Raw genomic sequence first — 26452 nt, forward strand, 5'->3', positions numbered from 1 at the left:
TGAAAGAGAATGCGTATTGTATTCTCTTTCTTTGTTTAAAATTGAATAAAAATAGCTTTATTGATGCATTTTAAGATCAGTTTGCAGAAACATTAAACATCCAATATTTTTCCTTAAATTCGCATAAAAATTTTTAAAGTAATGAATTACGATATTATTGTCATTGGAAGTGGTCCTGGTGGATATGTTACTGCGATCAGAGCAGCGCAATTAGGTTTCAAAACCGCAATTATCGAGAAAGAAAATTTAGGAGGAATCTGCCTTAACTGGGGATGTATTCCAACTAAAGCTTTATTGAAATCTGCTCAGGTTTTTCATTATATCAACCATGCGGAAGATTATGGTTTGAATAAAGTGGAGGCTAGCTTTGAATTCCCGAATGTAATTCAGAGAAGCCGTGGTGTTGCCAGCAAAATGAGCAAAGGAATCGAATTCTTGATGAAAAAGAATAAGATTGACGTAATTCTTGGTACTGCAAAAGTACAGAAAGGTAAAAAAGTTTCTGTTACAGATAAAGAAGGAAAAGTAACCGAATATACAGGTACTCATATCATTATCGCTACAGGAGCCCGTTCAAGAGAATTACCAAACTTACCACAGGATGGTAAAAAAGTAATCGGATACAGACAGGCATTATCTCTTCCTGAGCAGCCGAAATCTATGATCGTTGTAGGTTCAGGGGCAATCGGGGTAGAATTTGCTGACTTCTATAACACAATGGGAACTAAAGTTACTGTTGTTGAATTTATGCCAAACATCGTACCTGTAGAAGACGAAGAAATCTCTAAACACCTAGAGAAATCTCTGAAAAAGACAGGAATCGAGATCATGACAAACGCTTCTGTAGAAAGTGTTGATACAACTGGTGAAGGAGTAAAAGCTACTGTGAAAACAGCTAACGGAAACATTACTCTTGAAGCTGATATCTTATTATCTGCTGTAGGTATTGCTGCTAATATCGAGAACATCGGTTTAGAAGAGGTTGGAATCCAGACAGATAAAGGAAGAGTATTAGTGAACGAATGGTATGAAACTTCAGTACCTGGTTACTATGCCATCGGAGATATCATCCCAACTCAGGCGTTGGCTCACGTAGCTTCTGCAGAAGGAATCACTTGTGTTGAGAAAATCAAAGGAATGCATGTTGAAAAAATCGACTATGGCAATATCCCTGGATGTACTTACTGCCATCCTGAAGTAGCTTCTGTAGGTCTTACTGAAAAGCAGGCTAAAGAAAAAGGATATGAAATTAAAGTAGGTAAATTCCCTCTTTCTGCAAGTGGTAAAGCTACTGCAAACGGAAACACAGACGGATTTATCAAAGTGATTTTCGATGCTAAATACGGTGAGTGGTTAGGATGCCACATGATTGGTGAAGGAGTAACAGATATGGTTGCTGAAGCTGTTGTTGCCAGAAAATTAGAAACTACAGGTCACGAGATCATCAAATCTATCCACCCGCACCCTACGGTTTCTGAAGCGATTATGGAAGCTGCTGCAGCGGCTTACGGTGAGGTGATTCACATTTAATCAATTAATTTAGATATATAAAAGCTCAGATTTTTCTGGGCTTTTTTAATAATTAACCATGAAGAAAATATTTTTTTTATTAGCAATCCTTTGTGTTGCCTTCATTTTTTCTCAAGAAAAAGAAAACAAAAGGTATTTTCCAACAGAATATGTTTTAAAAAATTCCGGAGATACTCTAAGGGCTAGGGTGAGAAATACGGGTTATGTATACCAATAAAAAATATTCATTTGCCACTGTTTTATTTAAAATGAAAATGATGGATGAAAAAGGGAATACAACTTAGGTTCCCATTAATGAAGTAAGATATATTAAAATTTTGGATGAGAATCAGCAGAAGCATGAATATTTTGCATCAACAGATAAATTTCTTAAAGAGAAAGGACTGGTTGAAGTAGTTTATGAGGGAAAGAATATAAATTGGTATAAAGCCTTTAATAACTCTATTCTTTCACCAGGTATTCAAATTTTGAATTATTTAGTTGATAAGGATAAAAATATTCTTTATGAAGAGAGTCTTTTAGATAATTTCAGCCGGAATTTAAAGAAGCTATTTAAAGATGATTTAGACTTGACAGAAAAACTAAAGCAAGCCAAAACAGAGAAAGATTATCTTGAGCTTCTACAATTGTATGATACTAAACTAGAATAAGATAAATATAAAATACAGATTATATGTATTTTTTTAAATTAAAGAAAAATAACCTAACAGGTTTCAAAAACCTGTTAGGTTTATTCTCTGTTTTCTTAAGAGATTTCTGATGAAATTGTTAGCTTAAAATTTTTAAAACCTATTAGGTTTAATGCACATCTAATTGATAAGAATAGAAATGAGCTTCAGGATTAATCATACAACCACAGATTTTCATCTGTGGTTTTTTATGGAAAATGATTACTGTTTATACCATATTCACGTCAGAAAATATAATAAATAACCCAGTAACGCTCCTCCGATAACCACAAAAGCACTGTTTAGTTTTTTAAAAACGAACAGGATAGCTATACTGACACAGGCAATAAGAGTTGTTTTCCAGTCGGTAATGCTGTCAATTCCCATAGTGATGCATACAGAAATAATGAGAGCTATTGAGGCCACATTTACACCATTAAGAAAAGAAGAAAATGTTGAAGAATTTCTCATTTTATTGACGAAAGGACCTGTTAAAGCAACCAATATGAAAGAAGGAAGGAATATAGCTAACGTAGATACCAGAGCTCCCGAAATCCCATTGATCTGATATCCGATAAATGTCACTGAAGAAAACACCGGACCCGGTGTAAACTGGCCTACAGCGATAGCATCTATGAGTTCCTGGCGTGTAATAATTCCTTTGGAAACAAGCTCTGTATTCAGAAAGGCGAATAAAACATATCCGCTGCCGTATAATATGGCGCCCACCTTCAGAAAGATCCAGAATAATTTTAAATTGAGAAGAGAATAAACATCGGATAGTAAAAACTGCAGCGGCCCAATAAAAATTAAATTGTTCAGTCTTTTTACATTGTTTTTTTGCAGATAATCTATTATCAATAGTAGCAGACCGGCTCCGAACATTAATCCTATTTCATTGATTTTAAAAAAAGAACATATGAGAACAATTACACCAACAGCTGCTAATCGGAAAGTTTTTACTGATTTTTTTGCCAATGGGAATACAGCGCCTAAAATAATAGCTATAATAGCAGGCTTTATTCCATAAATGAAAGGGTATATTTCGGGAAGCTGGCCATATTTTTTGTACAGCCATGCAAAAGTACCGGTAATAATAACGGCGGGAAGGATAAAACAAAGCCCCGCAACAATAAGCCCTTTCCAGCCTGCTCTTTCACGCCCTATATGAATTGCCATTTCAGTACTGTTAGGACCTGGAATGATATTGGTAGCTCCAATAAGATCCAGAAATTCCTGATCTGTCAGCCACTTTTTTTCAACTACTACTTCTTTTTGCATCATAGCGATATGGGCAACCGGACCTCCAAATCCAATGATTCCCAGCTTCAGAAATAATTTGGCAAGGTCTTTTAAGTCATTACTATTGTTCACTTTAATTTAAACTATTGTTTTACAAGGATCATTTATTATAAATTGATTTGATAAAAGTAAAAAACTATGGTATATATTTAATATCTGCATGATCATTTTTACATTAATTTTTGAGAAGTATAAGCTTTAATAGCAGATTGAAGGTCAGACTGCTTAAGGAGTTAAAACTGTTTTGATTGAATTTTGATATGATTACAGTGATTTTTCTTAAAATAATTTTAAAATCAGCATATTTATAAAAATTAACTTAATTATTTCAGACTGTTTTCTTACATTTATTCAATGAATTTTGAGAGAGTAGGACTTGTTTTATCAGGAGGCGGTACCAAAGGAATCGCTCATGCAGGAGTATTAAAATTCTTACAGGAAAAAGGGATTGAGATAGATATCCTTTCCTGCTGCAGTGCGGGATCTATCGTAGGATGTCTGCACGCTGTCGGAAAAACTCCGGACGAAATCCTGGAATTCTTCAATTCTGTGTATTTTTTCAATTGGAAACACTTCACATTCAATCAGCCGGGATTGGTTTCTTCAGTGATCTTCAGGAATTATCTGAAACCTATTTTTCAGGAAATGAAATTAGGTGATCTTGATATTGAAGTGAAGATTGTAGCAACAGAATTAGTTGCCGGAACCCAGAAGATTTTTGATAAAGATTTTGAAATCGTAGATGCTATTATTGCGTCATGCTCTATTCCTGGTATAACCACTCCTTACATCATTGGAGATGAAATGTATTGTGACGGAGGAGTATTGAATAATTTTCCAGCGGACATTATCAGAGAAGATTGTGATAAATTAATTGGTGTTTTTGTATCACCACCCAATGAAGCTAAAATTAAAGATCTGAACTCTATCAAAGCAATTGTTTCCCGATCTTACGACCTTCTTTCCTACAGGATTGAAAAAATAAAATTTGATTATTGTGACTGGTTCATATCTTCCCAGAAATTATCTTCCTACGGAACTTTTGAACGAAGAAAAGACCGACTGGAGGAAATTTTCAATATCGGTTACAGAGCAGCTAAAGAAAGCTACGAAGAAAGCTCCCTTTTTACAGAATTAAAACAATCCGGAACATAAAACAATCCCGCATATATAATTTGATGCAGGATCTTTATTGTATAAGAGAGTTGGAAAGACTGTAGATTCTAAAAATGAGACTATCAACTTCCAGCCTCTCTCTTCCATCTTCCAGCCTATATACTCTTAATTTTTCACCACATAGCCATCCTGGCGAACGATTTCCCGATCATTAGCATCATTTACAACCAAGGTGTAAGGCGCTTTTTTCGGAGAATCTGTAAGGTAATTTCTCCAGATCTGATAGCTGTGTCCTTCATTATTGAAGTTAATGTAATAATTTCCTCCCGTGCCGTCAGGGATCAGTTCACCATCGCTGATGATCATACTTGGCTTAGCGGTGATCTTTGCATTGGCATTCCAGGATTGGTAAAGGTACTTGCCATTCGGCTGCTTGTCTATTCTGATCTTGAATTTTTTGGTTTTGATAATAACAGTCTTCGGGACCTGCTGAAGGATAGAAGAGGTTATAAAACCTTCTGTTTTTGGAGTAGGAACTTCGTTGGCATAAACGAAAGAAAACTGGACTAAGCAGAAAGTTCCTAATAAAATATGCTTTATCATATTGAGTGGTTATTGGTTAATATTTCAGACTCTATCAAATATGAAGCCATTTTTCATTAACGAGAAGACTTATCGTTCTGAAAAAGAAGTTCTTAAGACTTTTGTATAGACGCTCTTAAAAATAATGATGTTGATTTTCAGTTAATTATCATTTTGTTTGTGAAATATTATCAAATTCTGAAACAACTGAATACTTTTCTTATGTACATTTGTACCATCAAAGGATCTCGTTCCTTTATTATCAAAATGGAACTCATTAATTTTAAGTTTTTCGTATTAAAAGTATCAGAAATCATCTTCACGATTTTTAATACATCTCCTCCCTCAATTTCTTAATTTTTTCGAAAGAATTATTATATAATTCGTACTCTGCTTTTTCATATTCTGAAGGATCAGAGCGCAATCCCTGTTTTCAAATTTAATCAAAAAAACAAAAAACAAATTATGGAATTAGTTTTTCATGGCTGGATGGTTCCGGCTGTAATGGCACTTTTGTGCATATTTTTTTACAAATTCATTTTAAGAATTTTCTTTGGATTGATCATTGTTCCCCAGGACAAAATAGGATTGGTTACCAAAAAATTTGTGCTGGTAGGAAAGCAGGAGCTTCCGGAAGGAAGAATTATCGCAACCAACGGTGAAGCAGGTTTTCAGGCTCAGACATTAGCTCCGGGAGTCTATTTTGGAAAATGGATCTGGCAATATTCTATCGACTTTCAACCTTTTACAGTAATCCCGACCGGCAAAATAGGGTTGTTGCTTGCAAAAGATGGTATAGAACTGGAAACAGGAAGGATTTTAGCCAGAAAAGTAGACTGTGATTCTTTTCAGGACGCCGAAGCTTTTTTAAAAAACGGAGGAAGAAAAGGCCGTCAGACTGCGATTATTGCACCGGGTTCTTACAGAATCAATACGCTGCTGTTTGAAATAGAATTAACGGATATGACCCAAATTCCTGACAATGCAGTCGGAATTATCACCACAATGGAAGGAAGTCCTTTGGAAGAAGGTCAGATTGCGGGTAAAATTATCAATGATCATAATAAGTTTCAGGATGTTGATACTTTTTTAAATAACGGAGGATATAAAGGACTTCAGGAACAGGTAATCCTGGCAGGTTCTTATTTTCTGAATCCCTGGTTTACCAAAGTGGAAATGGTAAAAATGACGGAAATTCCGATTGGTCATGTTGGCGTAATCATCAGCTATGTAGGAGAAGACGGAAAAGATTTAAGCGGGGTTGATTTTAAACATGGAAATATTGTAGAAAAAGGTCATAAAGGTGTTTGGGCGGAACCCATTGGCCCCGGAAAATATCCTATCAATCCTTATATTATGAAGGTTGAGCTTGTTCCTACTACCAATTTAGTCTTGAACTGGGCTTATGAAAGAAGCGAATCTCACCAACTTGATAAAAATCTTTCAACTATTACAGTAAGAAGTAAAGATGGTTTCCCTTTCAATCTGGATGTTTCACAAATTATTCATATTCCTACCTATGAAGCTCCTAAAGTAATTGCGCGTTTTGGAAATATGATTAATCTTGTAAGTCAGGTTTTAGAACCAACTATTGGCAATTATTTCAGAAACTCAGCGCAGGACAGTGATGTAATTGCATTTTTAGGAACCCGAAAAGAAAGACAACAGTCGGCCAAAGACCACATCAGCAGTGTTTTGGAGCAATATAATGTAAATGCTGTTGATACTTTGATTGGAGCTATTGTTCCGCCGGAAAGTTTAATGAAAACCTTAACAGACAGAAAACTGGCAGAAGAGCAGAAAATTACTTATGAAACTGAAATGCTGGCTCAGGAAACCCGTCAGGCTCTGGAGAAAGAAACGGCTGTTGCTGATATGCAGAAGGAAATTGTAAAGGCAGATCAGGGCGTTGTGATTGCAGAAAGAATAGCAGATGCATCTGTGAAAAAAGCAACCGGAGATGCCAATTCTGTAAGATTGCAGGCCAACGCAGAAGGAGACCGGTTGAAGCTGCTGGCTACCGGAGAAGCCGAAAAAACAAGACTTTTGGCAAAAGCTGAAGCCGAAAAAATAGAATTACTGGCAAAGGCAAGCGCTGAACAGATTTCATTAACCGGTAATGCAGAAGCAGAAAAAATTCTGGCCATCGGTAAATCTAATGCGGAATCTTACAAATTGTCTGTGGAAGCAATGGGCGGCAATAATTTTACACAATTAAAAATAATGGAAAATATAGCCAGTCAGAATGTAAGAATAATGCCTGAAGTATTAATCGGAGGAAACGGGGATTCTGCCAATGGAGGAATCAGCGGACTTTTGGGACTTCAGCTGTTGGAGCAGGTTCAGAAGAAAAATGTTGAAACTGTTGCTGTAACAGAAGAAAAAACAGATAACAATTCTTAACTTAAATTTTAAGGTTTTAAAATGATTTATATTGTTCAGCTCATTATAACACTTTTGGTAATTAGTTTTTTTATTTTCTCCATTATTGAAATCTATTGTAAGATTGTAAGAAAAGAATCCAGAGCTTATTTTGGAATGCTTATTAGCTTAATTTTATTTTTTTTAATGATTACAGTACGCAATCATTTGGTTAAAAATGAACTTGTAGAAAATATAAAAACTTCAAAAATAGAACAGGAAAATTCATTTTTCTCAAAAAAAGAACTGTCAGATATTCATATTGTAAGTGAGAAAATAAGAGTGGTTGACAAAGATATTTTTGTAGTACTTATGCCTCAGAAAGATACCCTTTACATGAATCAGGATTTTCATGATAAAAATAAATTCTGGGTTCACTATAAAAAGTACGAGATTTTAAAACTTACAGCACCTGTAGGATATATACTAAAAAACTAAAAAAAACCGCCCGAAAAACTTTCGGGCGGTTTCATATTTTTTATGCGGTATAGCTTGCAAAAGCATCTTCCAGGCTTTCAAATTTGCCTTTAAACTCATCAATAGGGCAGTCCTGAAGAATATTTCCTTTATGGATAAGAATTACTCTTGAACAAAGCGCTTCTACTTCCTGCATGATGTGCGTAGAAAGTAAAACTGTTTTTTCCTGACCAATTTCTTTTACCACATTACGGATTTCAATAATCTGGTTAGGATCCAGACCATTGGTAGGTTCATCCAGAATCAGTAAATCCGGCTGATGAATAATGGCCTGTGCCAATCCTACACGTTGCTTGTATCCTTTAGACAGCTGTCCGATCTTTTTTGATTTTTCCGGAGTAATTCCTACCAGTTCAATCACATCATCTACTCTTGATTCAGAAATTTTGTGGATATTGGCCACAAACTGAAGGTATTCTTTTACATACATTTCCAGATAAAGCGGATTATTTTCAGGAAGAAAACCGATTTTCTTTTTGCTTTCAATCTCATGGTCAGCAATATTCATCCCATTGAAAATAATTTCTCCCTGATCAATTTTCAGTGCACCGACAATAGATTTCATCAGGGTAGATTTCCCGGCACCGTTTGGACCAAGAAGACCGATGATCTCATTTTTATCAATAGAAATGTTGATGTTGTCAAGGGCAGTCTGTTCACCAAATTTTTTGGTTAAATTGATTATCTGAAGCGGCATAGGTTTTACTATCTTTATGCAAAAATAAAATAAAAAAACTCATCCGGTAGAACGAGTTTCGCAATATTTTTAAAATATAATTATTTTCTTGATTTTTTCTTGGTTCCGCCAGATGCAGGAACTGCTGTAGAAGCTGTATTGGTGGTTCCTTTTACTGCTGCCGGGTTGATACTGGCGGGTTTGTCATACATAGTATATTTACCGTTGGTTCGGCCAAAGATTTTTTCCACCTGTTTTTGGGTTAAATACTGTGACTTGCCAATGTATTTTCTATTTTTGTTGATCACCTGAATAAACTGCATGGTCTGCTGCCCGTAGTTTTTTTCATAATGAAGTTCTATAATATCATTGGGCAGTTCCAATACCACATTTTCTTCTGGAGCGGAAATAAAACCATCCATAATAAGTTTATATAATCCGGCAACATCTCCATTAATGTTCTGGAATGAAAAAGATCGGATTGTATTCAGGTTGCTGGTGTTCAGATCCTGGTAGTTAACTGTAAATTTATCTTCCTTTTTATAGAGACCAACGGAATTATCTTTACCAATTTCCACCAAACTTTCATTTTTCAACACTTTGATCTGTGAGAAAACTGAAATACCGAACATACATGTAATAAGTAGAATTATTTTTCTCATGGAATGAATTTTAATGTTTTATAACTTGGTGCACATAAATTTACTCATAAAAAAGCTTAAAAACAATTTTATTTGTTAAAGCAAAAGTAACACTTTTTTTTAATATTTATAAGAGATCATCTACTGATGCTATGGATTTCATTGTTTGTGTAAAGAATTGTGAATCATGGTTTTGATTCTGTTTTCCAAAAGGACTGTTATTTTTCTTTAAATCAGGTTTATAATTCTGGATATCGTGTAAGGTGTTGAAAAACAGATTGGAAATTACTCAGGTATGGCTAAATTAAAAATTTATTAAAAATAAATGTTAAAAATGAGCTTTTGTACACTAATTAATAAAAATATCAATGGGTAGCTATGGCTTTAATAATCACATTCTTTATCGCAGCTTCTTTACCACTCCAGTATTCACTGTTTTCAGGCATCTGATTTTCAAGAATAATGAGGGTAGTATCTGTGGAAGGAAAATAGGTGTTAAGGCAGGTGAAACCATCACCAAGACCTGTCACCGCAAAATAATCCAGCCCAGCCTCTTTGATAAATCTTACATTATACCCGAACCCCATACTTTCTTTTCCGAAAACATTGTGCTGGGATTGGGTAGAAGGCGTCAGCATCAGCTTTTGAAATTCAGGAGAGAGAAGTTTCCCTTTAAATAAGGCCTGATCCCATTTTGCAAGATCCTGCACTGTGGAAATGATACCTGCAGCAGATGCTATTTTATCATTCAGAAAGGTTTCCTTTACTTTTTCAAACCGGTTATTTTTGTTCATATAACCAGGAACGAGAGATTGATTATTCTTTGTATTGTAGACGAAAGTTTTATTCATTCTCAGCTTTTTGAAAAGGGTATTGGCCAATTCTGCGAAACTTTTCCCTGTTGTATTTTTAAGGATTTCCCCAAGCATCATATAGGAAAGATTACCATATTTGAACTGTGAACCGGCTTTGAAAGCTGCAGGTTTTTCCGGATTGGTAATCCCGTGGGTATGGTTCAGAAGATGATGGATCGTAACCGTATCGGCCCAGGTTTGGGTAAGAGAAGGAAGGTATTTTCTGATAGGAGTATGAAGATTCAGTTTCCCCTGTTCGGCAGCCTGTAAAATTAAAACGGCAGTCATCTGCTTGGAATTTGACATGATTTCAAACTGATCATCTGTTTTTAAAGAAATCTTCTTTTCGAAATCTTTGTAACCATTGGATTTCAGATACTGTATTTTTCCTTTTTGAGCTATCAAAACAACTCCGTTGAATGCTATTGGGCTGGCAGAGATGATAATACTGTCTACTTTTCCCATATAGCTGTCTTTCTTCTGAGCTGTTATGATAACGGATAAAAGAATAGAAAATACACCTGTTAAGAATAATTTTGTCGAGGTCATTATGTTTTTTTGTATTGAGAGACTAAGAAATGGATATTACTTTAAAATGTTTCCAAATATATGTATTTCCTCTTTTGCTTTTATTTCAAATATTTAATAATTTAGTTTCCCATGAAAATAAAAACCATTAGTCTTCTCATCCTTCTTTTGTCTGTTATATCCTGCAAAAAAGATAAAGAATATCCTAAATATGCTGAACTGGAATCTGGAAATGGAACCTATTCACTTTATATAAAAGACGGAACCTTTGAATTTTTAAAGACAGAACATATAAGCTATGATCAAATTGTAACAGCACCTTTCTCAGAAGGGAAATATGAAATATCAGGCGATGAGCTGATTTTAAAGAGTAATCAAAGAAAAAAATATATTTTCAAAATCGGGGAGGAATCTGAGTTGATCCCTGAAAAAATGGATTCATTAAAGGATCTAAAAGGATTATTTCCGATTCAGATTCTTCATAACAATAAAATGCCGAAGGAAATAGGACGAATAGATTCTCTGGGAAGAAAAAATGCTTTATGGCTTTATTTTAATGAAAAAGGGAAGGTGATTAACCAGAGACTGTATAAAAATGGCGAGCTGGTGAAAGACAATTATAAGTCTGACATTATTATAAAATAAAGAATCTGTTGATTTCTTTTATCTCTCACAGATTTTGCAAATTAAGCAGATTTTTATGCAAAACTTGTTGAAATCATGAGAAAATTTTAAACATTCTCTTGCTAAAATTTTTGACTTTTTTTGCGCCTTAAAATTATACTCAAAATTTAGAAAAACTTTGCGTCCCTTTACTTTTTCCTCTTTTGGTGTTCACAATAATCACTCCATTGGCTCCTCTGGAACCATACAAAGCATTCGAAGAGGCGTCCTCAAGAAAAGAAATACTTTCAATATCTGATGCCGCAATACTGTTCAGGTTTCCGCTGTACGGAATTCCATCCAGTACAATCAGCGGGGTCGCTGGAGGCGTTGATAGAGCCTATTCCTCTCATTCTGATCGTAGGCTGAGAACCTGGCTGGCCGGAAGAAATTACCTGTACTCCCGTCACTTTTCCTCCAATTCCCTGAAGAATATTTCCGTTTTGAAGATTAGAAAGATTTTTAGCCTTCAATGATTGTACAGATCCTGTAATCTCTTCTTTTTTCTGTTTTCCAAAGGCTACCACCACTACTTCTTTGATGGAAGTTTCCTTGGAAAGGCTGTCTTTACTTTGTGCAAAACCATATTCCGCGAATAGCAGTAAGGCCAATACACCAAGCTTGCATTGTTTCTTTTTCATTATATTAATCTAGGTTTAAACTGAATTGTTTATTATTGCTGATCTCCCGGTAAAAAGTGTGACTTTCCGCCTCCTTTTTCAGGGAGGTTTTACAAAATAGAAAAGTAAAATTTACAGGAGATGTACCCGGATGAAAGAAGCCTTGAACTTTTTGGCTTTAATTCCTACAGTAATGAATGTATCTCTTAAAAAGTTAGCACATCATTATCATGCCCATCATATCAGAGCACATGTCTTGAGAAATACAGTTGTGCTGTGAAAGGGCAGGCATTCCACAACAATTTTGCTGTGCAGGAGCTGCCGCCGTAATGGTGCATAGGTAAGAATTAAAGGTATTCTTATTCATGAGAATAAAGTTTATGATTTTTTTAACTGGTCAAAATTATTTAATAATTGACAAACCCCTGTAAAAGGAGAGTATGAGATAAATTATATTAGTCTACTAAATTAGTAGGTTAATTGATTTTAATTAAATTATTAAATCGTAAATATTTGATTTTTAATCTGTTGATTGCTGTTTTGAAAATCTTAAAAATGATAAAAAAGTTAATTTTCAAAGGTGAATTAAAATTAAAATCAGAAGTCTATTTATTTTGTAGACTTTTTTGTTTATTTTATAGCTGTATTCAATGAAAATGAGCATTAGAAGCTTTATCCTGCTATCCGCTCATACTCCTCACGCCTGGCTGTCACCCTCAGCTTAGCCGAAGACATCAACGCTTGTTGCGGGGTAACCGCTGCTATCAGGGCTAGAATAGAATTATGAATTATGAATTATGAATTATGAATTGCGAATGAAAGAAATATACTCAAACATCTGTGTTGATCTGTGTAATCTGTGGGAAAAATGAAAATATTCAATAGGAACGGGCTTTAGCCCGTTTACCGAAGATTAAAAAATTCATCAGGCTTCAGCCAAAACCTAAAAAAAGAAGCCTACCTTTCGGTAAACTTCTTATGAAAACAAGATTAAAATATGGATTTATTCTTTCTTAATATCCGGAACTTCCAAAGGTGTCTGGTCCCAGCCGCCACCTAAAGCTCTGTAAACAGCAACACTCGCTTTAAGTTGGTTCACTTTCTTTTCTACCAGCTCAAATCTGGATTCCAGCGCATCCCGCTGAGTCAGTAAAACTTCCATATAATCAGCACGGGCATATTTGAACAGATCGTTGGAAATATCAATAGACCTGGTTAAAGCATTCACTTCTTTCGTTTTGATATTCACACTTCTTTCCAGATTATGAATTTTAGATAACTGGTTCGCTACCTCAATATAAGCTCCCAAAACAGTCTGCTCATAATGATACACTGCCTGAATCTGTTTGGCATTGGCATTATTATAAGCCGCTTTAATAGCTCTTCTGTTGATCAGAGGAGCGGTAAGTTCTCCCGCAAGAGAAAACAGAAACGACTGAGGTTTGATGACATACAACGGATTAAAAGCCTGTAACCCGACTCCTGCAGAAAGATCAAGAGAAGGGTAGAACCTTGCTTTGGCCACTTTAATGTCAAGCTTGGCAGCAGCCAGTTCATATTCAGCCTGTTTGATATCCGGACGGTTTTCCAATAGTTCGGAAGGAATTCCTCCATACACTGCTTGCGGAACAACAGAATCAAAAGAATCCTGACTTCTTTCTACTGGTTGAGGAAATCTTCCCACCAGATAGTTGATCTTATTCTCAGTTTCAACAATCTTCTGCCGGATGTCATACTGCATGCCCTGAGTTTTCAGTACCTGAGCTTCAAATCTCTGCACAGCTAATTCATTGGATCTGGCATTCTTTTTTAACTCTTTGATGATATCCAGCGCATCATTCTGAATTTTGATATTCTGATTCAGAATCACAAGCTCATTATCCAGCGCCAGCAGTTCATAATAAGAATCGGCAATCTCAGAAATAAGATGAGTTGTCATAAAGTTCTTTCCTTCAATACTGGCAAGATACCGCTGTACCTGTGCTCTTGTGGCATTATGAAGCTTTCCCCAGATATCGGTTTCCCACTGTGCCTGAGCGCCAACGCCAAAGTCAAACAAAGGTTCAGGCATTTCTCTGCCCGGTTCTATTTCTGTATTGGCTTCCATAGCCCCGATATTGGTGTATCGGCTTACTTTGTCTGCACCAGCTCCGGCTTTTAAACCTACAGATGGAAGATATTCTCCTTTTTTGGCTTTGATTTCATTTTTAGACATTTCAATTTCCTGAAGAACAATATTCAGTTCCTGGTTATTCTGAAGGGCCTGACTAATAAGCTCCTGAAGATGAGGATCACTGAAGTATTCATTCCACTTCATTTTTCCTGTATTGATGGTGTCGTTTTCTGCAGAACCGTATTTTTCAGGTACTGTTTTATTTTCAGTACGCTGTACGATTTCGATAGGTTTACAGGCAGTAAGACTTAATAAGACGACTGCCAGACCTGTATATTGATATATTTTTCTTTTATTCATAATGGATCATGTCTTCGCTTAATGGAGATTCATCTTCGTCTTTGATCATTTTTTTACCATCAGACCATTTGGCAAATATGTAGTAGAGCCCCGGAATTACAATCACTCCGAATAGCGTTCCTATCAGCATACCTCCCAGTGAAGATGCCCCAATGGTATGGTTTCCGATCGCTCCGGCACCTCTTGCAAAAACAAGCGGAACCAATCCTGCAATAAAGGCAAAAGAGGTCATCAGAATCGGTCTGAAACGGGCTTTTGAGCCTTCTACAGCCGCTTCAAGAATAGAATCTCCTGCCTGACGCCTTTTTACGGCAAATTCTACAATAAGCACCGCGTTTTTACCCAGTAATCCGATAATCATGATCAATCCAACCTGTGCATAGATGTCATTTTCCAGACCCATAGCTTTTAATAATAAGAAAGACCCGAATACTCCCACCGGAAGTGAACAAAGTACAGCAAACGGAATAAGAAAACTTTCATACTGAGCGGCCAGAACCAGATACACAAATACCAGAACAACAAGGAATACATAGATGGCTTCATTACCACGCTGTGCCTCATCGTAAGACAATCCTTCCCATGCCACTTTGTATCCGTGAGGAAGTGTTTTGGCAGCCGTTTCGTTGATAGCCTGAATAGCATCAGCAGTAGTATACCCTGCAGCCGGAAGTCCACGGATTGCTGCGGAATTGTACATGTTGTAACGGGTGATTTCATTAGGTCCCTGTGTCTTTTTCATGGTCATAAATGCGGAATAAGGAACCATTTCATCACGGTCATTTTTCACATACAGATTCATAATATCCGTAGGAAGTCTTCTGAATTCCGGAGACGACTGTACATATACTTTAAAGAACTGTCCGAAACGGATAAAGCCCTGTTCATAGGTACTACCGATCAGAATGTTGAGGTTGTCCATCGCTTTTCCGATAGAAACTCCTTTCTGCATTGCTGCATTATTATCAAAAACCAGTTCATACTGTGGATAATTAGCCGCAAAGAAGGTGAAGACTCCTGAAAGTTCCTTACGCTTTTTAAGCTGGGCGATGAAATCTTTATTGGCTTTGTCAAATTCCTGATAATCAGTCGTTCTGTTAAGGTCAAGAAGCCTCATAGAGAAACCTCCCGAAGATCCGAACCCCGGAACCGCCGGCGGTTCAAAGAACTCAATGGTAGCTCCGAGGTCTTTTGATTTTTCTTCCAGCTCTTCCATAATTTCCTTTACAGAATGATCACGGTCGTTCCAGCTTTTAAGGTTAATCAGACAGGTTCCTGCATTCGAACCACGGCCTTCCGTCATGATTTCGTATCCTGCCAACGATGATACAGATTCCACACCATCTACACCCATACAGATTTTCTGCAATGTTCTGGAAACCTTATTCGTCTGTTCAAGGGTAGAACCCGGAGGAGTCTGGATAATAGCATAGATAGTTCCCTGGTCTTCATTCGGGATAAACCCGCCCGGAAGTACTTTATTGATCATCACAATTCCGGCACAGAAAGCAATCAGAATTCCCCATGTTACCACCTTTCGGCTCACGATTTTTCTAAGGAATGAAGCGTATTTTCCTGTTATTTTATCAAACCCGCTATTGAATGAGTCTAAAGCTTTGGTGAAAATATTTGTTTTTTTCGGCTTTCCATGATGGTTTTTCAGTAACATCGCAGCTAAAACCGGAGTCAGAGTAAGGGCTACTACCGCAGAAATCACAATAGAACTTGCCATGGTAATAGAAAACTGACGATAGAAAGTTCCCACCGGACCTGTCATAAATGAAATAGGAATGAACACAGCTACCATCACGGCCGTAATAGCAATAATAGCACCTGCAATTTCACCCATTACTTCTTTTACGGCTTTGTAAGGCGAAATATTACTGTCTTCCATTTTGGCGTGAACGGCTTCTATTACTACAATCGCGTTATCAACCACAATACCGATGGCCAATACCAATGCGAAAAGAGTAACCAAATTGATGGTTAATCCGAAGAACTGAATGACAAAGAAAGTTCCGATCAGGGAAACCGGTACGGCAATAATAGGAATCAAAGTAGAACGCCAGTCGCCAAGGAAAATGAAAACAACGATGGCTACAAGGATAAATGCATCTCTCAACGTGTGCATTACCTGTTCAATAGAAGCATCCAGAAATTGTGAAACGTCATAACTGATTTTGTAATCAACACCCGGAGGGAAGTTTCCTTTCATTTCTGCCAGTTTTGCTTTCACATCCCTGATCACGTCATTCGCATTACTTCCGTAGTTTTGTTTTAAAACGATAGAAGCGGAAGGATGGCCGTCAAGATTGGAATAAATATCAAAGAATTCACTTCCAAGCTCTACTTTGGCAATATCTTTCAGCTTCACATTTTCTCCTTCAGCATTGGAACGGACAATGATGTTTTCATATTCTTCCGGTTTATTATATTGTCCTTTATACGTCAATACATATTCCAGCGACTGTGCTGCAATCCCGGAACTTTGTCCGATTCTTCCCGGACGTCCGATGATACTCTGCTCGCCAATGGCTTTCATCACCTCATCTACAGAAATAGAGTAAGCACGCATACGGTCAGGGTTCAGCCAGATACGCATGGCATATCTACGGCTTCCCAGAATCTGAGATTTTGCAATCCCGTGGATACGGTTAATTTCCGGGATGATATTCACCATAGAGTAGTTGTAGAGGAATTTTTCATCCATACTTTTATTTGTACTGTAAAGGTTTACATACATCAGCATACTCGGCTGAATCGGGTTTACTACAACTCCTTCTTTCTGTACAAGTTCCGGTAATAAAGGCATTACCTGATCTACTCTGGTTTTTACCAGAACCACCGCTTCATTGGGATCGGTTCCGGGATCAAAGACAACGTTTACCGTAGCTTCTCCGGCACTGGTGGCATCAGTAGTGATGTAACGCATTCCCTGAACTCCATTGATAGCATTTTCAATCGTAATCAAAGATGATTTTACCAATACATCTGCACTCGCTCCCGGATAGGCAATAGAAACAGCTACTGTGGTTGGGGCAATTTTTGGAAACTGTTCTGTAGGAAGCTGCTTCATGGCGATACCTCCCATAAACAGGATCACAACCGATATCACAATGGCGAAAACCGGTCGGTGTATTACTTTTTTAAACATAATGCTGCTTTTGGGTTACTCGGCGTACAGATCCAGATTCGACATTACTTTTTCAGGCTTTTGGTACTTTGAGCTGATCTTCTGGTTTTCCTGAACCATTCTAAGACCCTCAAGCAGGATTCTGTCATCCTTTCCAAGTCCTGAAGAAACTACATAAATGTGAGGTAATTCGGCAGCTACTTTTATTTCTCTTGCATGTACTTTGCCATCTTTACCAATCACATAGACATATTTCTTTTCCAGCTCTTCGAAAGTAGCTTTCTGTGGAATCATCATCGCATTGGAATAAGGGGAAGTAATAACAATGTTTCCGGTTTCTCCATATCTTAACAGTCCTTTTGGATTCGGGAAAGTAGCCCTGTAAGCGATATTTCCTGTTTCATTGTCAAAATCAGACTCTATGGTCTGTACGATACCATCTTGGGTAAACTCTTTGCCATTGGCCATTCTTAAACGTACATGCAATGGGTTGTTATCTTTTTTCGCATCCATCTGATTAAGATATTCAGCTTCAGGAACATTGAAGTATACCCACATTTTGCTGTTGTCTGAAAGTTCAGTTACCAATTCACCTTCATCTACAAGGCTTCCTTTACGCACATGTAATTTTCCTACAATTCCGGCAAACGGAGCACGGATTTCTGTGAATCTCAAATGGGTATTCATTGAAGAAAGCTCGGCCTGGGCTTTTTCATATCTTGCTTTGGCCATAGCCATTTCCTGGGGAGCAACGATGTTTTTGTCGGAAAGGTTTTTGGTATTCTGATATTCAATTTCTGCGTATTTGGTTTCCGCTTTGGCACGGTTTACATCAGATTCATAAAGATTGGGCATGATTTTGAACAGCAGCTGTCCTTTTTGTACAAACTGCCCTTCATCTGCATAAATAGACTGGATGTATCCTTTTTCCTGAGCTCGAAGCTCAATATGATTAATGGAACGGATTTGCGCAACATAATCTTTGTTCACCAATGTATCTTTTATAAGAGGGCTTGTAACGTTGAATGAAGCTGCTTCTGTTTTTTCCTTTTTTTCAGATTGACAGCCTACAAACAGTAGAATAAGGCACAAGTTGATATACATGAGACTTTTCTTGACCATGATAAATATTGTTTTTATAATAATTTATAATTGAAAAAATAGAGTTACCGGCTCTCATAGCAGAGTATGAAAGCAGATAAGATTTTCGAAAAAATTAGTATAAAATCACAGTCGGATGACCCTGTACTGGATGTACAGATCATCGTCTAAGGTTTTTAAATGTTCTGATTGAGCAAGAGAAACAGCAATTTGTCTGTTGTGAAATGTAGTGACAAAGCCTGAAATGAGATGCCATAAACCATCTTTAAAAAGGGCAAGAAGCTGGGTAGAACCTGAGGTTTCTACATTGTCGTCATTTTCATTGTCATTTTCAGAAAGATTAGCTCTGATTTTGTTGTATCGCGGATGGCTGACATTGTAAGTATCATTGGCTTCATTATTTTTAAGAAATGCAAAAGATTCTTTGAAGCTCTTTTTCTTATGAATAAGAAGATCAGTGGTAAAATGAATATCGGAAGGAATATCCGTTGAAATATACTGTTGAATTTGCCCGTAATACCATCCTACAATGGTAAGCATAGCAAATAACAAGCTGTACAAATATTGATAAAATCTTTTCCGCATCCCAGTGACAAAGGTAGGTAAACTTCAAAATAAGTGCAACCGTTGAAGATTAAAAAAGTGTTAAAAGTAGTTTGTTGACTAAAAAATAGATCTGTTTCCCTGATTTTCCTTTTTGGCTAGGAAGAAGATAGACCCGAAACATATAAGGAAAGTGAATATTGTAAAGTTTTTCAATATAAAAATTAATCTTTTTTTGAATTAGCTTTATTTTGCACAATTTTTGCTGTAAAAAGCTACTTTTAAAGGTTAAAGCATAACCGATAGTACAAAAAAATCCTCCAATATTTATATTTATTATGATGAAAAAATACCTTATTTATATATCACTTTTTGGGGCACCCTTATTCTGGGGCCAAAGTAAAGTGACTGAAAAATCTGCTTATCAGCAAAGCCTGACGCTGTCAGAGACAGAAAATGCAGCAATGGCGTTTGATGCTGATATAAAATTGTCCGATGCGGAAATCGCTTTGGATAAAAAACTATTCCAGCTTCGTGAACAGTTTCTGAGTGATTCCGAAGCAAAGAAAATATCTTTATATAACAGCTCTTTTAATGAGTTAAAACCATTAATAGAAAGCAGCAAGCTGTTTGAAATCCTTCAGACAATGCCGAAAGGAGGTCTGCTCCATACCCACAGCGGTGGAATTACAGATGTGAGATGGATTATTTCAACAGCCAGAAAATATCAGGAATGCTATGTTTACGATCAGAAAGATAATGATCAGTTTATTTCCGGACAGCTGGGATTTTTTGAAAAAGGAAAAATTCCGGACGGATTTGTAAACCTTGATAAAAAACTCACTTCAAATCCTGATTTTGAAAAAAAACTTCAGGATCTTCTTACGCTGAAACGTGATAACCTTTGCTCTTATACAGATTATTGGATTGAATTTGAAAAACGTTTTAAGCGTATCAGTTTACTGCTTCCCTACCGTCCTTTCTTTAAAGAATATTATCTGAAAGGATTTCAGGATTTAGTAAAAGATAAAGTACAGCATGTAGAAATCAGATATATTTTTGATGAGCTTTATGATTTTCAGCATGGAAAGTATCCTTTGAAAACTTCCATCACAGATCTGCAGGACATTCTTAAAGAAGTACACCAATCAGATCCCCGGTTTACTCTGAAACTGATCTATTCAAGCTTTAAATTCTTAGATAATGAAAGTATTGAAAAACAGCTGGAAACGGCATTCGAAATGAAGAAAGAATTTCCGGATATGATCTCAGGCTTTGATCTTGTGGCAGATGAAGCGGCTGGGCATAATATCAGTTTTTTTGAGAAAAGCTGGGCCAAAATGAGCGGACTTAGTAAAAAGTACAAAGTGGAACTGCCTCTTTTCCTTCATGCCGGCGAAAGCAATTCTATTCTGAATAAAAATATTCTGGATGTAGTGCTGCTGAACAATAAAAGAATTGGCCACGGACTGAATCTGATTTACTTCCCAAAAACAATGGAACAGGTCAGAAAACAAAATAAACTGGTGGAAGTAAGCCCACTCAGTAATCAGATCTTAGGATATGTAAGTGATCTGAGAAATCATCCGGCAAGAGTATTATTAAGTAATGGAGTACAATGTTCCATCAACAGTGATGATCCATCAGTGTATGGATATACAGGTTTGAGCTATGATTTTTGGGTTACACTGGTCTATTGGGAACTGGATGTGAAAGCCCTGAAGAAGCTGGTCTTCAATTCCATTACTTATTCTTCTTTGAATGATAATGAGAAAAAGAAAGCTGTTGATTACCTGAATCTGCAATGGAATGACTTTGTTCAGAAAGCAAATCTGAAATTAAATTAATTATCATTTTGGTAAAAGCAGTATCCGGTTTTCAAAGACATTCAGAAGTGTCCTGACAGTTGAATCCGGTCTTAACTTTGCATAAAATCAGTCCGGGATCAATATTATCCCGGACTATATTTAGGCATTTGTGTTTTTGAAGCTGTGGGGTATAAAAAAATACTTCTTTAAGATATCTTATATAAGGAAGACAGGAACAAAAGCTTATTGGACCGTCTTTATTTTGATCTTATTATACAATAGTAACCTGTACAGCGATCCACCTAACGCCGTCACTTACTATTTTTACTTTAGGATAGTTCTCTTGTATTCGGTAATCGCCTCCGTTACCTGTTGTATAGTTATTACTTATCCCGTTGATATATGTTCCGTAAATAGGATAATTGGTATATGCATGTAACCCTGAAGCTGTTCCGTTTGCACCATCGGAATCATTAATCAGATAAAGTTCACGCCCGGGGAAAAGCTCAGGATTCGGTAACTGAATATTATAATTCGTATTGATAAAATCCGGAGCAGATCCGGAATTGGTAGGCCCTGAGATGGTACCGGACAGTCTTATAAAAACATAATAATCACTATCCTGTACAATATACGGATTGGAAGAGGTCCTGCTTCCGGTAACAAAGGTAATATTTTGAGTAATTCCCGCTCCTAGACTGAACCTTCTCCATCCTGTTCCGTCCCAGTAATAATATCCGGGCGAGAGATTTGTCCCTATATTGTAGACAAGAAGACCGGTTGCCTGGCCGCTTATGCCGTCCAGATCCATTGTGTAGGAAGTAAGATCTACTCTTGGAGGAAGAAATCCCTGGCTGGATGTGCTTATATCAAGCTTTGCAGAAGAATCAGGTGAAATAGTCCCTATTCCTACAGATCCGTTGGCGGTCATAACAAAATCATTGGCTTGCTGCGTAGATGTCGGACTACCTGATGAAGGGTTATCTTTTGCTGCATCAATATGGAATGCTTCCAATGGAGTAGATGTATTAATTCCTACCTGTGCAAATAAAGTTGTGCATGTAAAATACAGTGCCATCTGCAGTAAAATCTTTTTTTTCATTTTTTGACTTTTTTTTTTGTGTGTTTAACGATAATGGTTATTATGAACGATTAATACTTGTATTCACAAACTTATTGTCTGCGCAAATATAGACGGAATAATAAACTGAATATGATAAATTGATAATGTTTATAAAGGTGTTTGAATTAAAGTAAATTTCTATATATTAGTAACTTAATTAAGTTGATTTATGAAAATATTCTATGAATAATTTATTATAGGTTGAAAAATGATTAATTTAGTATAAAACATAAGCGTTATACTCATGATGAAATTAAATGGTATCAAAGAAAATGAAGATTACAATATGTCTTCCCTTAATAATCTTTTCAAAAGATATATTCTTCATTATAATTTAATATTAGTAACCGTATTACTCATTCATGAAACTTTCTTCTATTTTGAAGGAAATACCAATATTGCGATGGTGATGTTCAGCTTTACACTTTTTCTTATATTGGTCACTGTGGTAGTTTATAAACTGGATTATTTTATTCTCAGATATCTGATTACCTACTATATTGTGGTTCATATAACCCTTTTGAACATTCTGATTTTTGCTTTCTTGAAAAATACTCCTGAGGTTTCTGTATTTATTCTTTTAATTCCTTTTGGAATTTATAATTTTTATAGTTTCAAGACAGTTATATACTGCATTGTTACTATAATGTTGTCCTTTTTGACTATAGTCTCACTCCCGGATCCTTATTATCCCGATGTTCTGCAGGTTCATTATAGTGCTTATGTAGGGACAATAAAAATTATTTCTACCTTTTTTATTATAGGAATATTTCTTCTCTATTATAATATTTTGATTTCAAATGAAAAGGTTAAAATTTATTTGAGGAATAGTAGTATTATGCATAAAAATGATACTACTTTAGATGAGGAAGATTATACAGCTGCTATAAATGAAACTTATACAGCACTGTATGAACAGATTATTGATCATTTTAAAAGCGAGCCGTGGAAAGACCCTGATTTTTTGGCTCAGGACCTTGCAGAGAGCCTTAATACGAATACAACATATATTTCCAGAGCTATCAATATCAATACGGGAATGAATTTTAAAACTTTTGTAAATAGCTACAGGATCAATTATATTAAAGAAGAATTGAAAAAAGATAATAATTATAACCGGTACACCTTGATGTATATTTATACTTCAGCCGGTTTCAGACATCAGTCTACATTTAATAAAACATTTAAACAGTTTGAAAATATGACTCCATCAGAATTCATCAATTCTCTACTTAAAAGGGAGATGCCTGATCCGATAGAAGAAATGAAAGTTATAAATTCCGCAGAATAAAATATTCAGATCACGCTTACCAATAAAAGAGGTCTTAAATTGAAAAATTTAAGACCTCTTTTATTTAAGATTTTTTTGAATATCCGCAAATAGCCTAATATGTGGTTTAATCTGAAAATCAAAGATTTAGAATATACACTTCGACAAACTCAGTGTGATAATTCTAACGCTAAATGCTTGATTTTTAGTGATGTAAGACTGATCCTGCCGAAGCCTTAGGTTGATATACGGACTATCAAAAATATTTTATATGCTGTTTATCGTGATCTGAAGCTGTCGTAAATACTAAAGCCTATATTGGTGGATGGACTTGTATTTCTGTAGGTAATACCTGCAGCTGTTTTTTCAAGAATAAAGTCTACACCAAGATCAAAATCAAAAGTAAGAATATCTGTACCTTCACCGCTTACAGTAAGGTTGTTGGTTCCTGTTCCTGGTGCCGATCCATAATACCTGCATTGGAATTTATTAGTAGGAGACCATACAACTTCACCATACACTACAGCACCAGAGCCTGGAACACCAAATGCAAATCCTGAATGAACGGTGAATTTTACAATTGATCCCTGGTTAGTCGTTACTAAGGTCTGAGCAGTAGGGGTACTTGTATAATTACCATCAAAAGTGAGTGCGTTAGTGCTGCCTGACGTTATACTGAACTTGGAAAAGATGTTTCCATTATTGTCAGCATGCAAGGGGAGCGTTCTATTGTAATTGATGGATGAAGCTGTTTTGTTATTGCTATTGCTCAGCCCGATCAGTTTAAGAATCGAATTGGTATTTACTGTATTGATGGTAACCATTGCACTGTTGTCAGCGGAGCCGATACTGGTTCTCCCATTATCTGCCACTATAAATTCAGTGCCCGCAGGTCTGGATGTTGTGCCGTCTGAAAGTTTCCCTATTTCAATTTTACTGCCTGAAGGAACATTGGTCCATTCATCATTGGTCTGATCGAATGGGCCGGCTGCGATTTTGATCCATTTATTGATGGTAGCATCACCATTAAAATAATAATACCCCAAAGAAACAACATCCACTGTTTGTCCTGAAGGGGAAGGGTCAGCTGCTGTAACATATACCAGCGCTCCGGTTTGTTGTGCAGTGTATGTTTTTGTTTTAAGATCTGCTCCTGTAATTCTTGGAGCAATAATTCCATCAAATATGGAAGGGTCAGATGGTTTTCCTACCACATCTAGAGTGGATTTAGGAGTGTTTGTATTAATACCTACCTGGGAGAAAAGCATGCTGCAAAATAATATATTCAGCACAGTTAAATTTTTTTTCATTTCAGAATTATTTTAAAGGGTTACTATAAATACTTTCTAAATGCAATTTAAATTATAATTTATTATGTGAAAAAATATATATAAGCGGATTTATAAATTCGGTTAATAATAGTAATTGTGTTTTATATGATTCTGATTTTCATTTGTTAATGTCCTGTTTACTGAAGCAGTGTTTTATTTACAGCTAAGAGTGGATGTCCTGTTTTCAGTTAATTAACAATGTTAAAAAAACAAATCCGTAGCTGATCTTTTCAGCTGAGGATTATTTTGACCATACAACAGATCACTTATTGAAGTGATTAGTGCGATTTGTCTTTTAAGAAATCTTACCTACTTTTTAAACTTTAATCCTGACAATTCTTTTTTTACAGGGATACTCAACTTTGACGGACTTATTTTTGTCAGAATCAAAGATTCACAGTTATTGAAAACGGCAAAACGTTTTACTGTTTCTATGAAAGGGTTCAGCCATAACTCTACGTCTAGAGTATGGTTTTCAATATGTAAATGAATAAGCTCCAGCTTTTTTTCTTTTCTGTGAGCTTTACAGTCTACCCTTCCTATAAACTGATCTCCAAACAGGATAGGCAGACAGAAATAGCCGTACTGCCTTTTTTCTTTTGGAGTATAGCATTCCAGCCGGAAATCAAAACCAAAAATCTGTCTGATTCTATCCCGATGGATGATAGCGTTGTCAAAAGGAGAGAGCAGCCGGATATTGGAATCTTTAAGATCAAATGTCTTGTCAAGAACATCGTTCCGAACAAAGACGGAAGAAAATCCTTCTATTTTGCCCTGAGATATCAATCCTTCTTCTAGCATTGTTTGTAAAACCTTATTAACGTTATTCTTTAAATCATTTCCCGTCCTGAGATGGGTAATCTGCTTTAATGTCGTAAATCCATACGCTCTCAGATTGGTTTTTACCAGATATTCTGCAAACTCAAGAGGAGTAGGTTCTGTAGTGTTAATGAAAGATGGCAGAACTCTCTCAGCGAGATCATAAGTTTTCTGCATTCCGGAGCGTCCGCTGATCATCAGATCTCCCTGCATAAAAAGTCTTTCAAGAGCTAGTTTGGCAGGTTTCCAATTCCACCAGCTTCCTGTTTTATGGCTTTCATTTTCAAAATCTCTTGCTCTTTTAGGCCCTTCATTACGGATGGTATCTGTCACGTATTCCATCACTTTGGGGTCAGCATTGTAGTAACGGGATCCACCTCTTTTAATTGTCAGCATTTGGGGTAAAACATACCGGAAATCTTGTATGGGAAGATAGGAAGCAGCATGAAACCAGTATTCAAATACTTTACGTTCCTCTACCAGTTTTTCCAGATAATCTGCCTGAAAATCAGGGATTCTCACCCATAACGTATGATGATGGGCCCGCTCTACCATAGATAAAGTATCAATTTGTATATATCCGAGATGCTCCAAAGCAGTAAGAACCGCATTTTTTCCGCTTCCGAAAGGGGTGTTTTGTGTTAATCCCTGGCTGTCTAATGTAGCAAGCTTTAAGTGTTCCGGTATCAGCTTCTTTTCCATTTTTAATTTGAAGAAAACAGGTTTGATGACGTTTGTTCAAATATAATGATTTATCAGAAAAGCATTGAAGA

Annotated in this window: 20 protein-coding genes and 1 pseudogene; 8 read left to right on the top strand and 13 right to left on the bottom strand. The window is 36.3% G+C overall.

Annotated elements, in window-relative coordinates; translation table 11 throughout:
* Nucleotides 1-141 precede the first annotated feature (141 nt).
* Nucleotides 142-1530, top strand: coding sequence for a dihydrolipoyl dehydrogenase (gene lpdA / locus EK417_RS19455; RefSeq protein WP_076595613.1), 1389 nt, complete (start codon nt 142-144; stop codon nt 1528-1530).
* A 317-nt stretch (nt 1531-1847) separates the two neighbouring features.
* Nucleotides 1848-2180: a hypothetical protein gene (locus EK417_RS19460; protein ID WP_136523103.1), complete on the top strand. Its 333-nt coding sequence runs from the start codon at nt 1848-1850 to the stop codon at nt 2178-2180.
* Nucleotides 2181-2438: 258 nt separating this feature from the next.
* Here the strand turns inward: EK417_RS19460 and chrA are convergent, their stop codons facing one another.
* Nucleotides 2439-3572: a chromate efflux transporter gene (chrA, locus tag EK417_RS19465; protein WP_076595615.1), complete on the bottom strand. Its 1134-nt coding sequence runs from the start codon at nt 3570-3572 to the stop codon at nt 2439-2441.
* Nucleotides 3573-3854: 282 nt separating this feature from the next.
* Here chrA and EK417_RS19470 point away from each other — a divergent pair, with 282 nt between their 5' ends.
* Nucleotides 3855-4655 (top strand): patatin-like phospholipase family protein, encoded by an 801-nt coding sequence (locus tag EK417_RS19470; protein ID WP_076595616.1) that lies wholly within the window; start codon nt 3855-3857, stop codon nt 4653-4655.
* A 126-nt stretch (nt 4656-4781) separates the two neighbouring features.
* Here the strand turns inward: EK417_RS19470 and EK417_RS19475 are convergent, their stop codons facing one another.
* Nucleotides 4782-5219 (bottom strand): hypothetical protein, encoded by a 438-nt coding sequence (locus EK417_RS19475; RefSeq protein ID WP_136523104.1) that lies wholly within the window; start codon nt 5217-5219, stop codon nt 4782-4784.
* 444 nt (nt 5220-5663) lie between these two features.
* Between EK417_RS19475 and EK417_RS19480 the strand changes: the two genes are divergently transcribed.
* Together EK417_RS19480 and EK417_RS19485 are read left to right on the top strand one after the other, a co-directional pair.
* Nucleotides 5664-7601 carry an SPFH domain-containing protein gene (locus tag EK417_RS19480; protein WP_136523105.1) on the top strand — a complete coding sequence of 646 codons (1938 nt, stop codon included), beginning with the start codon at nt 5664-5666 and terminating at the stop codon, nt 7599-7601.
* Nucleotides 7602-7766: 165 nt separating this feature from the next.
* Nucleotides 7767-8057, top strand: a complete 291-nt coding sequence (locus tag EK417_RS19485; RefSeq protein WP_136523106.1) for a hypothetical protein — start codon at nt 7767-7769, stop codon at nt 8055-8057.
* A 40-nt stretch (nt 8058-8097) separates the two neighbouring features.
* On the opposite strand, the gene EK417_RS19490 is transcribed toward EK417_RS19485, so the two are convergent.
* From EK417_RS19490 to EK417_RS19500, 3 genes are all read right to left on the bottom strand, one after another.
* Nucleotides 8098-8793 (bottom strand): ABC transporter ATP-binding protein, encoded by a 696-nt coding sequence (locus EK417_RS19490; protein WP_076595620.1) that lies wholly within the window; start codon nt 8791-8793, stop codon nt 8098-8100.
* Nucleotides 8794-8873: 80 nt separating this feature from the next.
* Complete coding sequence (locus tag EK417_RS19495) at nt 8874-9434, bottom strand: hypothetical protein (RefSeq protein WP_076595621.1); 561 nt, start codon at nt 9432-9434, stop codon at nt 8874-8876.
* A gap of 344 nt (nt 9435-9778) precedes the next feature.
* Entirely contained in the window at nt 9779-10816 is a 1038-nt protein-coding gene (locus tag EK417_RS19500; RefSeq protein ID WP_136523107.1) for a serine hydrolase domain-containing protein, read from the bottom strand.
* Nucleotides 10817-10927: 111 nt separating this feature from the next.
* Between EK417_RS19500 and EK417_RS19505 the strand changes: the two genes are divergently transcribed.
* Entirely contained in the window at nt 10928-11440 is a 513-nt protein-coding gene (locus EK417_RS19505; protein ID WP_110366960.1) for a hypothetical protein, read from the top strand.
* Between the two features lie 163 nt (nt 11441-11603).
* On the opposite strand, the pseudogene EK417_RS19510 reads toward EK417_RS19505, so the two are convergent.
* The 5 genes and pseudogenes from EK417_RS19510 to EK417_RS19530 all read right to left on the bottom strand — a co-directional run.
* Nucleotides 11604-12099, bottom strand: a pseudogene (locus EK417_RS19510) (TonB-dependent receptor plug domain-containing protein); the annotation flags it as partial.
* 982 nt (nt 12100-13081) lie between these two features.
* Nucleotides 13082-14551 (bottom strand): TolC family protein, encoded by a 1470-nt coding sequence (locus EK417_RS19515; protein ID WP_136523108.1) that lies wholly within the window; start codon nt 14549-14551, stop codon nt 13082-13084.
* On the bottom strand, nt 14544-17705 hold the full coding sequence (locus EK417_RS19520) for an efflux RND transporter permease subunit (protein ID WP_136523109.1): 3162 nt from the start codon (nt 17703-17705) through the stop codon (nt 14544-14546). Before EK417_RS19520 ends, EK417_RS19515 begins: the two co-directional genes overlap by 8 nt.
* A 15-nt stretch (nt 17706-17720) precedes the next feature.
* Complete coding sequence (locus EK417_RS19525; RefSeq protein ID WP_136523110.1) at nt 17721-18806, bottom strand: efflux RND transporter periplasmic adaptor subunit; 1086 nt, start codon at nt 18804-18806, stop codon at nt 17721-17723.
* Between the two features lie 105 nt (nt 18807-18911).
* Complete coding sequence (locus tag EK417_RS19530) at nt 18912-19370, bottom strand: hypothetical protein (RefSeq protein ID WP_168802042.1); 459 nt, start codon at nt 19368-19370, stop codon at nt 18912-18914.
* Nucleotides 19371-19666: 296 nt separating this feature from the next.
* On the opposite strand from EK417_RS19530, the gene EK417_RS19535 reads away from it, so the two are divergent.
* Entirely contained in the window at nt 19667-21175 is a 1509-nt protein-coding gene (locus EK417_RS19535; RefSeq protein WP_136523111.1) for an amidohydrolase family protein, read from the top strand.
* Between the two features lie 232 nt (nt 21176-21407).
* Here the strand turns inward: EK417_RS19535 and EK417_RS19540 are convergent, their stop codons facing one another.
* A complete protein-coding gene (locus tag EK417_RS19540) occupies nt 21408-22238 on the bottom strand; it encodes a phage tail-like protein (protein WP_110366954.1) in 831 nt (276 codons plus the stop codon).
* A 265-nt stretch (nt 22239-22503) separates the two neighbouring features.
* Between EK417_RS19540 and EK417_RS19545 the strand changes: the two genes are divergently transcribed.
* Nucleotides 22504-23550, top strand: a complete 1047-nt coding sequence (locus EK417_RS19545; protein ID WP_136523112.1) for a helix-turn-helix domain-containing protein — start codon at nt 22504-22506, stop codon at nt 23548-23550.
* 257 nt (nt 23551-23807) lie between these two features.
* On the opposite strand, the gene EK417_RS19550 is transcribed toward EK417_RS19545, so the two are convergent.
* A complete protein-coding gene (locus tag EK417_RS19550) occupies nt 23808-24839 on the bottom strand; it encodes a hypothetical protein (RefSeq protein WP_136523113.1) in 1032 nt (343 codons plus the stop codon).
* Between the two features lie 330 nt (nt 24840-25169).
* Nucleotides 25170-26381 (bottom strand): winged helix-turn-helix domain-containing protein, encoded by a 1212-nt coding sequence (locus EK417_RS19555; RefSeq protein WP_136523114.1) that lies wholly within the window; start codon nt 26379-26381, stop codon nt 25170-25172.
* Between the last annotated feature and the right edge of the window lie 71 nt (nt 26382-26452).

Origin of the sequence: Chryseobacterium candidae (assembly GCF_004916905.1) — a bacterium.
Taxonomy (GTDB): domain Bacteria; phylum Bacteroidota; class Bacteroidia; order Flavobacteriales; family Weeksellaceae; genus Chryseobacterium; species Chryseobacterium candidae.